9 protein-coding genes and 5 tRNA genes are annotated in these 12,576 nt (G+C 43.2%); all 14 read left to right on the top strand.

Annotation, left to right across the window (positions count from 1 at the left end; translation table 11 throughout):
* The first annotated feature begins 78 nt into the window (after positions 1–78).
* Positions 79–154 (top strand) — tRNA-Thr (locus Q0212_RS07550).
* Positions 155–214: 60 nt separating this feature from the next.
* Positions 215–299: transfer RNA gene (locus Q0212_RS07545), tRNA-Tyr, on the top strand.
* Between the two features lie 20 nt (positions 300–319).
* Positions 320–393 (top strand) — tRNA-Gly (locus tag Q0212_RS07540).
* Positions 394–415: 22 nt separating this feature from the next.
* Positions 416–491, top strand: a tRNA-Thr gene (locus tag Q0212_RS07535).
* Between the two features lie 84 nt (positions 492–575).
* A complete protein-coding gene (gene tuf, locus Q0212_RS07530) occupies positions 576–1,766 on the top strand; it encodes an elongation factor Tu (protein WP_297924143.1) in 1,191 nt (396 codons plus the stop codon).
* A gap of 89 nt (positions 1,767–1,855) precedes the next feature.
* Positions 1,856–1,931: transfer RNA gene (locus Q0212_RS07525), tRNA-Trp, on the top strand.
* A gap of 27 nt (positions 1,932–1,958) precedes the next feature.
* Positions 1,959–2,345, top strand: a complete 387-nt coding sequence (gene secE / locus Q0212_RS07520) for a preprotein translocase subunit SecE (RefSeq protein WP_297924141.1) — start codon at positions 1,959–1,961, stop codon at positions 2,343–2,345.
* Positions 2,346–2,359: 14 nt separating this feature from the next.
* Complete coding sequence (nusG, locus tag Q0212_RS07515) at positions 2,360–2,896, top strand: transcription termination/antitermination protein NusG (protein WP_297924139.1); 537 nt, start codon at positions 2,360–2,362, stop codon at positions 2,894–2,896.
* Between the two features lie 146 nt (positions 2,897–3,042).
* A complete protein-coding gene (gene rplK / locus Q0212_RS07510) occupies positions 3,043–3,471 on the top strand; it encodes a 50S ribosomal protein L11 (RefSeq protein WP_297924137.1) in 429 nt (142 codons plus the stop codon).
* Positions 3,472–3,475: 4 nt separating this feature from the next.
* On the top strand, positions 3,476–4,174 hold the full coding sequence (gene rplA / locus Q0212_RS07505) for a 50S ribosomal protein L1 (RefSeq protein ID WP_297924135.1): 699 nt from the start codon (positions 3,476–3,478) through the stop codon (positions 4,172–4,174).
* Between the two features lie 240 nt (positions 4,175–4,414).
* Positions 4,415–4,915, top strand: coding sequence for a 50S ribosomal protein L10 (gene rplJ / locus Q0212_RS07500; RefSeq protein ID WP_297924133.1), 501 nt, complete (start codon positions 4,415–4,417; stop codon positions 4,913–4,915).
* Between the two features lie 50 nt (positions 4,916–4,965).
* The gene (gene rplL, locus Q0212_RS07495) at positions 4,966–5,337 is read left to right on the top strand and encodes a 50S ribosomal protein L7/L12 (protein WP_297924130.1); all 372 of its coding nucleotides are present in this window, start codon (positions 4,966–4,968) and stop codon (positions 5,335–5,337) included.
* 291 nt (positions 5,338–5,628) lie between these two features.
* Entirely contained in the window at positions 5,629–9,723 is a 4,095-nt protein-coding gene (gene rpoB, locus Q0212_RS07490; protein WP_297924128.1) for a DNA-directed RNA polymerase subunit beta, read from the top strand.
* 54 nt (positions 9,724–9,777) lie between these two features.
* Positions 9,778–12,576: DNA-directed RNA polymerase subunit beta' (rpoC, locus tag Q0212_RS07485; RefSeq protein ID WP_297924126.1), on the top strand; the 2,799-nt coding region annotated here is incomplete at its 3' end.

The following is a 12,576-nucleotide window of genomic DNA, read 5'->3' as shown; positions in this document are numbered from 1 at the left end:
CGCAAAAACTTGAAAAAAAATGCAAGAAGTACTTGCGCTGATGAAAAAAATTGCTAGAATGCACCCCACTTTCGCAATGCCGGTATAGCTCAGTTGGTAGAGCAACTGACTTGTAATCAGTAGGTCGTGAGTTCGAGTCCCACTGCCGGCACCATTCTTAAAGCGATAAATCTAGAGCTTACCTGACCATAGGCTCAAATTGCAGTACCGCGTTGGAGAGGTTGGGGAGCGGTCAAACCCATCAGACTGTAAATCTGCCGTCTTAGACTTCGAAGGTTCGAATCCTTCCCTCTCCACCATATTTACTAAAAAATAAAGCGCGGGTGTAGTTTAGTGGTAGAACTTCAGCCTTCCAAGCTGATAGTGCGGGTTCGATTCCCGCCACCCGCTCCAATTAGGTAAGCTTTATTGTTAGGCTCATATAGCTCAGTCGGTAGAGCACTTCCTTGGTAAGGAAGAGGTCACCGGTTCAAGTCCGGTTATGAGCTCCAGAATTTATTCAGCAGACGTTGCGTGCAGCTTTGTCTGCATTTAGTGTTTATTATTGGCTAAATCACCCATAAGGGAGACTTAACATGGCTAAGGCTAAGTTTGAACGTAATAAGCCGCACGTAAACGTCGGCACAATTGGTCACGTTGACCACGGTAAAACCACATTAACCGCTGCTATCGCCACTATTTGTGCAAAAGTGCACGGTGGTGAAGCAAAAGGCTACGATCAAATCGACTCTGCTCCAGAAGAGAAAGCTCGTGGTATTACCATTAACACCGCACACGTTGAGTATGACTCTGTAAACCGTCACTACGCACACGTTGACTGTCCAGGCCACGCTGACTATGTTAAAAACATGATCACGGGTGCTGCTCAAATGGACGGCGCGATTTTAGTATGTTCCGCTGCTGACGGCCCAATGCCACAAACACGCGAACACATCTTATTGTCTCGCCAAGTAGGTGTACCATTCATCGTTGTGTTCTTGAACAAGTGCGATATGGTTGACGACGAAGAGTTGTTAGAATTGGTTGAGATGGAAGTACGTGACTTGTTAAGCAAGTACGATTTCCCAGGTGACGACACCCCAATCATCCGTGGTTCTGCATTACAAGCATTGAATGGCGAAGAAGGTCCATTTGGTGTGTCTTCTGTATTAAAATTAGTTGATACATTAGATTCTTATATTCCTGAACCAGTTCGTGCGATTGACCGTCCATTCTTGTTGCCAATCGAAGACGTATTCTCTATTTCTGGCCGTGGTACAGTAGTAACAGGTCGTGTAGAGCGCGGTATCATCAAAGTTGGTGAAGAAGTTGAAATCGTTGGTATCAAAGATACCGCAAAATCAACTTGTACTGGCGTTGAAATGTTCCGTAAGTTGTTAGACGAAGGTCGTGCTGGTGAGAACTGTGGTATTTTATTACGTGGTATTAAGCGTGAAGATATCCAACGTGGTCAAGTATTGGCAAAACCAGGTTCAATCAAGCCACACACACAGTTCCAATCTGAAGTGTACGTATTGAGCAAAGATGAAGGTGGTCGTCATACACCATTCTTCAAAGGCTACCGTCCACAATTCTACTTCCGTACTACAGACGTAACTGGCTCTATTACATTACCAGAAGGTGTAGAGATGGTTATGCCAGGTGACAACGTACAAATGACTGTAGAATTGATCCACCCAATCGCGATGGACGAAGGTTTACGCTTCGCTATCCGTGAAGGCGGCCGTACAGTCGGTGCCGGTGTTGTTGCTAAAATCATCAAGTAATTGATGTGTTAGACTTGTGATGGTAAACTATCACAAGTCAGCAAGATTAAGGCTTGGCGCAGCTAAGCCTTTAATCAGATTAAAAATTTAGGCCAGTAGTTCAATTGGTAGAGCACCGGTCTCCAAAACCGGGTGTTGGGGGTTCGAGTCCCTCCTGGCCTGCCAAATTCCTATCTAATAAGCTGACGGTTTATGACCACACAAGCCGAAGACGTAACTACGAATAATAGTCTTAACACTGTCAAGTGGGTAGTGGCTATTGCTATTCTTATTGCGGCAACCGTGGGTAATCGTTATGCGCCCGAGTTGCTTCCGCAATTATCTTCATGGGTTCGCATTGTTGCACTTGTTGTATTGGCTGTAGGTGCTTTAGCAATTACCTTTACAACAACACAAGGCCAATCCTTTATTAAGCTCTTAAAAGAAGCCCAAGTTGAAGCCCGTCGTATTGTTTGGCCAACTAAAGACGAAACGATGCAGACAACGATGATTGTTTGTGCTGTTGTCGTAGTAATGTCTTTATTGTTGTGGGGCATTGATACCCTATTTGGTTGGATGATTTCGGCTGTTATTGGCTAATAGAAGAGGCATTTATGAGTAAGCGTTGGTATATCGTTCATGCCTATTCAGGCTTCGAAAAGCAAGTTATGCGTTCTTTGCAAGAGCGTATTAAACGCGCTGAAATGGAACATCTGTTTGGTGAAGTATTAGTGCCAACAGAAGAAGTTGTTGAAATTAAAAATGGTGTTAAACGCAAGAGTGAGCGTAAGTTCTTTCCAGGCTATGTGTTAGTACATATGGAAATGAATGATGACTCTTGGCACTTGGTTAAGGATTGTCCTAAGGTAATGGGGTTTATTGGCGGTAAAGCAGATAAGCCAGCACCGATTACTGATAAAGAAGCCGATGCGATTTTAAGTCGCTTGCGTCAAAGTACAGATGCACCACGTCCAAAAACCTTGTTTGAACCAGGTGAAGTGGTACGTGTTGTTGATGGGCCTTTTGCTGACTTTAATGGGGCAGTGGAAGAAGTTCATTACGAGAAGAGTCGTTTACGTGTTGCGGTCATGATCTTTGGCCGTGCAACACCTGTTGATCTTGAGTTTAATCAGGTCGAAAAAGTTTCTTAAGAATACTTGTTTTATGTGTTGAGCATAAAACGAAACACGAACAGTCCTACGTTAAATTATCTGAAAAGGTATTTTAAGGTTTGGGCTGTTTTTTATCACTCTTATATTCGGGGAGCCTTACGGCGTTATTACCCAAGGAGTCTATTATGGCTAAGAAGATTGATGCTTACGTTAAGCTACAAATCCCAGCAGGTAAAGCTAATCCATCTCCACCCATTGGTCCAGCATTGGGTCAACGTGGTGTGAACATTATGGCTTTCTGTAAAGAGTTCAATGCAGCAACACAAAAAATGGAAGTGGGTCAACCAACTCCAGTTGTGATCACTGTTTACTCTGACAAAAGCTTTACCTTTACCATGAAAAGCCCACCAGCAACCTTCTTATTAAAGAAAGCTGCTGGTATCAAATCTGGTTCTAAGCGTCCTAACACCCAAAAAGTGGGTAAAGTGACTCGTGCACAGTTAGAAGAAATCGTCAATATCAAGAAAGCTGACTTAACAGCAGCAGATATGGATGCAGCGGTACGTACCTTGTCTGGTTCTGCCCGTTCTATTGGTATTGAGGTAGAGGGTTAATAACATGGCTAAATTAACTAAGCGTCAAAAGGCGATTAAAGCCGTTGTTCAAGCAGGCAAAGCTTACGGTATCGAAGAAGCGGTTAACGTATTAAGCTCTTTGCCTCCAGCAAAGTTTAAAGAGTCTATCGATATTGCTGTTAACTTAGGTGTTGATCCACGTAAGTCTGACCAAGTAGTTCGTGGTGCTTCTGTATTACCACACGGTACAGGTAAAACTGTACGTGTTGCTGTGTTTGCTCAAGGTGCAAATGCTGAAGCAGCTAAAGCAGCTGGTGCTGATATCGTTGGTTTTGATGATTTAGTCGCTAGCGTTCAAGCTGGTAACTTAGATTTTGACGTTGTAATTGCTACGCCAGACGCAATGCGTGTGGTTGGTAAGTTAGGTACAATTTTAGGTCCACGTGGTTTAATGCCAAACCCTAAAGTTGGTACTGTAACAACTGACGTTACAACAGCTGTTAAAAATGCTAAAGGCGGTCAAGTACGTTACCGTGTTGACAAAGGCGGTATTATTCATACTACCGTTGGTCAAGTTGGCTTCTCTGCTCAAGCAATCAAAGAAAACGTTGAATCTTTAATTGCTGATTTGAAGAAAGCTAAACCAGCAACCTCTAAAGGTGCTTATGTGAAGAAAGTAACTCTTTCTACCACGATGGGCCCAGGTTTAGCCATTGACCAATCTTCTTTAGCAACAGCTTAAGAAATTAAACTTAGGTGCGCTGAGTGCCTAAGTTAAAAAATTGCGGATTTCCGCAGCAAGGACTTTGATACGCTTCCAGAGCGTCAAAGACCTCAGGCGTAAGTGCTTGTCACTTGCTTAAAAGCGGTTAATAAACCAAAGCCTGCGTAGACGCGGTGTGGTTCAGGTTTCTGTACCCCCGCGAATGGCTTAAAGCCAAGGTATTTTACCTTTGTGCTTTTTTATTCTTAGGAGGTTACAGTGACTCTTAAATTAGAGGATAAAAAAGAGATAGTTGCCGAAGTCAACAAAGTTGCTTCTGGTGCATTCTCTGCTGTGGTCGCCGATTACCGTGGTTTAACTGTAGGTCAGTTAACCAAGTTACGTACCAAAGCTCGTGAGCAAGGCGTATATGTGCGTGTTATTCGTAACACCTTAGCGCGTCGTGCAGTAGAAGGTACTAACTTTGCTTGCTTACAAGACTCGTTAGTTGGTCCAAGCATTATTGGTCTCTCTCTGTCTGAAAATGACATGGGTGCAGCCGCTCGTTTGTTTAAAGATTTTGCTAAAGACAACCAAAAATTAGTTGTTAAAGCATTAGGTTTTGACGGCAAATTGTACGATGCCAAAGACATCGACAGAATTGCTTCTTTACCAAACCACAAACAAGCTCTGTCTATGTTGTTGTCTGTCATCCAAGCTCCAGTGTCCAAGTTTGGCCGCTTGATGACTGCTTTGAAAGAACAGAAAGAAGCCGCTTAATCGCAGCTTAATTATTTGAATTCATACCCATTTTATTGGAGTGTATTAACATGGCCTTGTCCAAAGACGAAATTTTAAATGCCGTTGCTGAATTAACAGTAATGGAATTAGTTGACTTAATCGCTGCTTTCGAAGAGAAGTTTGGCGTTTCTGCTGCTGCTGTTGCTGTTGCTGCTGGTCCAGCCGCTGCTGCTGCTCCAGTTGAAGAGCAAACAGAATTTAACGTTGTTATGACCAGCTTCGGCGCAAACAAAGTTAACGTTATTAAAGCAATCCGTGAAATCACTGGCTTAGGCTTAAAAGAAGCTAAAGACATGGTTGAAGGTGCTCCTTCTGTTGTTAAAGAAGGCATCAGCAAAGACGACGCAGCTGCTCTCAAGAAGAAATTGGAAGAAGCTGGCGCAACAGTTGAAGTTAAGTAATCAGCCTAAATTTAGGTGTTTACTTGCAGCTTCAAATGAGCGCAACAATGGCTGGTGGCTGTTTAAGCCGCCGGCCTTTTTCTGTTTTAGTGCATGGTAATTTAGAAACGATTTGACAAGAAACAATTAAGGCTTTATCTCCACTTGTTAATAGATTTGGCTTAGTTTTTTCTTGCAAATAGTTTACCAAGCAGGCTCTAGCAAAGTATTAATTTTGCAAGTGTTTGTGATAGCAGTCTCGCCAGTGTTTTACTGGTTTTCATTCGAGTTTAGTCTAGCTGAGGACTCCAGATGGCATACTCATACACCGAAAAAAAACGCATCCGAAAAAACTTCGGCAAATTGCCCACCTTAATGGATGTGCCACATTTATTAGGCATTCAAGTGGATTCTTATCGCGCGTTTTTACAAGACGGTAAGAAAGCAAAGCAGCGTGAAGATGTCGGCTTACAAGCCGCTTTTAAATCTGTGTTCCCGATTCAAAGTTATTCGGGTAATGCTGCATTAGAGTTTGTGGAATATCATTTGGGGCATCCTGCTTTTGATGTTCGTGAATGTATTTTACGCGGTTTAACTTACGCTGCACCTTTGCGTGTCAAAATCCGTTTAGTGATTTATGACCGTGAAGCAGCCGTTAAAACCATTAAAGATATCCGTGAGCAAGAAGTCTATATGGGCGAAATGCCTTTAATGACCGATAACGGTACTTTTGTGATTAATGGTACAGAGCGTGTTATCGTTTCTCAATTACATCGTAGTCCTGGTGTATTCTTCGATCACGATAAAGGAAAAACTCATTCATCGGGCAAATTATTATTTAATGCGCGTGTGATTCCTTACCGTGGTTCTTGGTTAGACTTTGAATTTGACGCCAAAGACCTCGTATATGTGCGTATTGACCGTCGTCGCAAGTTATATGCCACCATTTTATTACGTGGTTTGGGTTATAACTCCGATCAAATCTTAGAAATGTTCTTTGAAACCACTTCGATTAAACACGAAGAGGGTGCTTACAAATTAGGTTTGGTTGCTGAGCGTTTACGTGGTGAAACTGCCGCTTTTGAAATCGCTTCTAAAGAAAAAGTGATTGTTGAGGTTGGTCGTCGTATTACTCCAAAACATATCCGTGAAATTCAAAAAGCAGGCTTAACCGAGTTAGATATTCCTGCAGATTATTTGCATGGGAAAGTGATTGCTAAAACTATCAATCATCCTGCAACAGGTGAGTTGGTTTGCGAGTGTAATACCGTTATTACCGCTGAAGTATTAACTCGTTTAGCGAAGGCAGGTATTGGTCAGTTTGATATTTTATACACCAACGATATTGATCGTGGTGCGTTTATTGCTGATACCTTACGCGCCGATGCCTCAACACGCACCGAATTAGATGCTTTAGTTGAAATTTATCGTATGATGCGTCCTGGTGAACCACCGACAAAAGACGCAGCCGAAGCCTTATTTAAAAACTTATTCTTTACCCAAGAGCGTTATGACTTATCTGGTGTAGGTCGTATGAAGTTCAATCGTCGTTTAAATCGCGGTAATGACCGTGGTAATGGCGATAGCATGGAAAAAGATGGCGTATTATCTAAACAAGATATCGTTGATGTATTAAAAACTTTAATTGATATCCGTAATGGTAAAGGCGAAATCGACGACATCGACCACTTAGGTAACCGTCGTGTGCGTTGTGTCGGTGAAATGACCGAAAACCAATTCCGTGTGGGCTTGGTGCGTGTTGAGCGTGCAGTTAAAGAGCGTTTAAGCTTGGCAGAAAGCGAAAACTTAATGCCACAAGATTTAATTAACGCTAAACCTGTTTCTGCGGCGATTAAAGAATTCTTCGGTTCTAGCCAATTATCTCAATTTATGGATCAAAACAATCCATTGTCTGAGATTACTCACAAGCGTCGTGTTTCTGCGTTAGGCCCAGGCGGTTTAACTCGTGAGCGTGCTGGCTTCGAAGTCCGTGACGTTCATCCAACTCACTATGGTCGTGTTTGTCCAATCGAAACGCCTGAAGGTCCAAACATTGGATTGATCAACTCCTTAGCGGTATTTGCTCAATCCAATAGCTATGGCTTCTTAGAGTCTCCTTATCGCAAGGTGGCTGATGGTCAAGTACAAGACGAAATCGTTTACTTGTCTGCGATTGAAGAAAGCCAATGCGTGGTTGCGCAAGCGGACTCCGCCGTTGATAGCGAAGGTCGTTTGTTAGATGATTTGGTTGCTGTTCGTCATAAAAACGAATTCACCGTTATGGCACCCGACAAAGTTACCCATATGGACGTTTCACCACGTCAGGTAGTTTCTGTTGCGGCTTCCTTGATTCCGTTCTTAGAACACGACGACGCGAACCGTGCGTTGATGGGTTCTAACATGCAACGTCAAGCTGTGCCAACCTTACGTGCTGACAAACCTTTAGTCGGTACAGGTATGGAGCGTTATGTTGCGCGTGACTCTGGTGTGTGTGTGACAGCAAAACGCGGTGGTGTGATTGATTATGTTGATGCAGCGCGTATCGTTATCCGTGTTGATGAATCAGAAATGGTTGCTGGCGAAGCAGGCGTTGATATTTACAACTTAACCAAGTACACCCGTTCTAACCAAAACACTTGTATTAACCAACGCACTATCGTGAATCGTGGTGATGTGGTTGCTCGTGGCGACACCTTAGCTGACGGTCCATCTGTTGACTTAGGTGAATTGGCCTTGGGTCAAAATATGCGTGTTGCGTTCATGCCTTGGAATGGTTACAACTTCGAAGACTCGATTTTGTTATCTGAGCGTGTGGTGCAAGAAGACCGTTTCACGTCTATTCATATTCAAGAGTTGTCTTGTATTGCCCGTGATACCAAGTTAGGCCCTGAAGAAATCACTGCCGATATTCCAAACGTTGGTGAAGCTGCATTATCCAAATTAGACGAATCAGGTATCGTTTATATTGGTGCTGAAGTGAATGCTGGCGATATTCTGGTTGGTAAAGTGACACCAAAAGGTGAAACGCAACTCAGCCCAGAAGAGAAGTTATTACGTGCTATCTTCGGTGAAAAAGCATCTGATGTAAAAGACAGTTCTTTACGTGTGCCTTCTGGTACTAAAGGAACGGTTATTGACGTACAAGTCTTTACGCGTGACGGTGTTGATAAAGACAGCCGTGCCTTAGCGATTGAGAAACAACAACTCAATGCTTACCGTAAAGACTTAAAAGAAGAATATCGTATTTTTGAAGAAGCTGCGCGTAGCCGTTTATTGTCCTTGTTAAAAGGTCAAGAAGTGAATGGTGGTGCAGGCTTTAAGAAAGGCGATGTGTTGTCTGAAGACAACCTTAGTGGCTTAAAGTTAGACCAATGGTTTGATATTCGTCCTGTTGATGATAGCGTTGCTGATCAATTAGAGCGTGTACAAGCGTATCTTCAAGAGCGTCAAGAAGAAATCGAAGACAAGTTTGAAGATAAAAAACGCAAAATCACCACAGGGGATGATTTAACAACTGGCGTATTGAAAGTTGTTAAAGTGTATTTAGCGGTTAAGCGTCGTATCCAACCAGGTGATAAGATGGCCGGTCGTCACGGTAACAAAGGTGTGGTCTCAGTGATTATGCCTGTTGAAGATATGCCGTATGACGAAAATGGTGAGCCAGTTGATGTGGTGTTAAACCCATTGGGCGTTCCATCGCGTATGAACGTTGGTCAGATTTTAGAAACCCACTTAGGTTGGGCGGCTAAAGGCTTAGGTACGAAGATTGGTAAGATGTTGGATCAACAACGTCAAGCCGCTGAGTTACGTGAGTTCTTAGATAAAATTTATAACCAAGTTGGTGGTGAGCAAGAAAGCTTAGAAGAGTTAGGTGACAACGAAGTCATGGCTTTGGCCAAAAACTTACGTGGTGGTGTGCCGATTGCAACGCCTGCTTTTGACGGCGCACATGAAACCGAAATTAAAGCCTTATTGCGTTTAGCCGATCAATCTGAAAATGGTCAACAATGGTTATATGATGGCCGTACAGGTGAGCGTTTTGACCGTCAAGTGACTGTGGGTTATATGTACATGCTCAAGCTCAACCATTTGGTTGACGATAAGATGCATGCGCGTTCGACAGGTTCTTACTCCTTAGTGACTCAACAACCATTAGGTGGTAAAGCCCAGTTCGGTGGTCAGCGTTTCGGTGAGATGGAAGTGTGGGCGCTTGAAGCTTATGGCGCAACATATACCTTACAAGAAATGCTCACTGTCAAGTCTGACGATGTCAATGGCCGTACCCGCATCTACAAAAACATTGTTGATGGCGACCATCGTATGGAGCCAGGTATGCCCGAATCCTTTAACGTGTTAATTAAAGAGATTCGTTCATTAGGTATTAACATTGAGTTAGACAACGAATAAGCACCATGAGCAAGATAGGTTTGGCCTATCTTGCCTTTTGCTGGAGATACAGCCTTGAAAGACTTGCTCAATATTTTGCAAAGCCAAGGAAAAGAAGTCGAATTTGACCGTATTCGTATTGGTTTGGCTTCGCCTGAAATGATTCGCTCTTGGTCTTATGGTGAAGTCAAAAAGCCAGAAACCATCAACTATCGTACGTTTAAGCCAGAACGCGAAGGTTTGTTCTGTGCCAAAATCTTTGGTCCAATCAAAGATTATGAATGTTTATGTGGTAAATATAAGCGCATGAAATTTCGCGGTGTGATCTGCGAAAAATGTGGTGTTGAAGTTACCCTCACTAAAGTACGTCGTGAGCGTATGGGTCATATTGAATTGGCCTCACCAACGGCGCATATTTGGTTCTTAAAATCTTTACCAAGCCGTATTGGTTTGTTGCTCGATATGACCTTACGTGATATTGAGCGTGTATTGTATTTTGAAAGCTTTGTGGTGATTGAGCCTGGTATGACACCTTTAGAAAAAGGTCAATTATTATCAGACGAAGACTACTACACCGCCTTAGAAGAATATGGTGATGAGTTTGACGCCAAAATGGGTGCTGAAGCGATTCAAGCCTTATTAAAGGATATTGATTTGCAAGCCGAAATGGAGCGTTTGCGTGAAGAAATTCCTAATACTGGCTCTGAAACCAAACTCAAAAAGCTTTCTAAGCGTTTAAAATTAGTTGAGTCATTCTTGTCTTCTGGTAACAAACCAGAGTGGATGGTGATGACAGTATTGCCAGTATTACCACCCGATTTACGTCCATTAGTGCCGTTGGATGGTGGTCGTTTTGCAACCTCTGATCTTAACGATTTGTACCGTCGTGTTATCAACCGTAATAACCGTTTGAAGCGTTTATTAGAGTTAAGTGCACCAGATATTATCGTACGTAACGAAAAACGTATGTTGCAAGAGGCGGTAGATGCGTTATTAGATAACGGTCGCCGTGGTCGTGCGATTACAGGCAGTAACAAGCGCCCATTAAAATCCTTAGCGGATATGATTAAGGGTAAACAAGGTCGCTTCCGTCAAAACTTGCTTGGTAAGCGTGTTGACTACTCTGGTCGTTCCGTTATCGTGGTAGGTCCAACCTTACGTTTGCATCAGTGCGGTTTACCGAAGAAAATGGCTTTAGAATTATTCAAGCCGTTTATTTTCGCTAAATTAGAAAGCAAAGGTTTGGCAACAACGATTAAAGCTGCCAAGAAAATGGTAGAGCGTGAAACGGCAGAAGTGTGGGATATTCTTGCTGATGTGATTCGCGAACATCCGGTCATGTTAAACCGTGCGCCAACCTTGCACCGTTTAGGTTTACAAGCGTTTGAGCCTGTGTTGATTGAAGGTAAGGCGATTCAGTTACACCCATTAGTCTGTACCGCATTTAACGCCGACTTCGACGGTGACCAAATGGCGGTACACGTACCGTTAACCTTAGAAGCACAATTAGAAGCGCGTGCGTTAATGATGTCCACAAACAACATCTTATCGCCAGCTAACGGTGAGCCAATTATTGTACCGTCCCAAGACGTGGTATTGGGTTTGTACTATATCTCCCGTGACAAGATTAATGCCAAAGGTGAGGGCATGGTCTTTGCTGACTTTGCTGAAGTTACCCGTGCATTAGCCAATAAAGCAGTTGATATTCATGCGCGTATTAAAGTGCGTGTTCGTGAAGTCACGATTGATGACGAGGGTAACCGTCAAGAGCGTAAGTTCTTAGCAGATACCACGCCTGGTCGTTGTATGTTGTGGAACATTGTGCCAGAAGGCTTACCATACAATGTTATCAACCAACCCATGACCAAGAAAAATATCTCTAAGTTAATCAACACCTGTTATCGCGTGTTGGGCTTAAAAGATACGGTTATTTTTGCTGACCAATTAATGTACTTAGGTTTCCGTCAAGCGACTTACTCTGGTGTGTCGGTTGGTATGGAAGACATGGTTATTCCAGATGAAAAACAAGTCATCATTGGCGATGCCGAAGAAGAAGTACGTGAAATTGAAGGTCAATATAGTGCAGGTTTGGTAACAGGCCAAGAGCGTTATAACAAAGTTGTCGATATTTGGTCGCGTACTAACGAACGAGTTGCCAAAGCGATGATGGACAACTTGTCGACTGAAAAAGTTATCAATAAACAAGGTGTCGAAGAGTCTCAAAAATCCTTCAACTCCATCTTTATTATGGCCGACTCTGGTGCTCGTGGTAGCGCGGCACAGATTCGTCAGTTAGCAGGTATGCGTGGTTTGATGGCTAAACCAGACGGCTCGATTATCGAAACCCCAATTAAAGCGAACTTCCGTGAAGGTTTGACTGTTCTTCAGTACTTTATTTCAACTCACGGTGCGCGTAAAGGTTTGGCCGATACCGCGTTAAAAACCGCGAACTCTGGTTACTTAACCCGTCGTTTGGTTGATGTGGCACAAGACTTAGTCATTACTGAGCCAGATTGTGGTACAAGCCAAGGTTTAAGCATGACACCATTGATTCAAGGTGGTGACATCATTGAGCCTTTACGTGAGCGCGTATTAGGTCGTGTTGCGGCAGTTGATGTGGTTGCGCCACATTCTGATGAAGTCGTTGCTCCAGCAGGTACATTATTAGACGAAAAATGGGTAGAAAAGCTAGAGTTAGCAGGTGTGGACGAGGTGATTGTTCGCTCGGTAATTACTTGTAAAACTCGTTTTGGTGTTTGCTCTAACTGTTATGGTCGTGACTTGGCACGTGGTCATCAAGTGAATATTGGTGAATCGATTGGTGTTATGGCTGCACAATCCATTGGTGAACCAGGTACACAGTTAACTATGCGT

The sequence above is a fragment of the uncultured Agitococcus sp. genome (assembly GCF_937920075.1).
Taxonomy (GTDB): Bacteria; Pseudomonadota; Gammaproteobacteria; order Pseudomonadales; family Moraxellaceae; genus Agitococcus.
The sequence above is the reverse complement of the archived record's forward strand: the minus strand, read 5'-3'. Positions and strand labels throughout refer to the sequence as shown.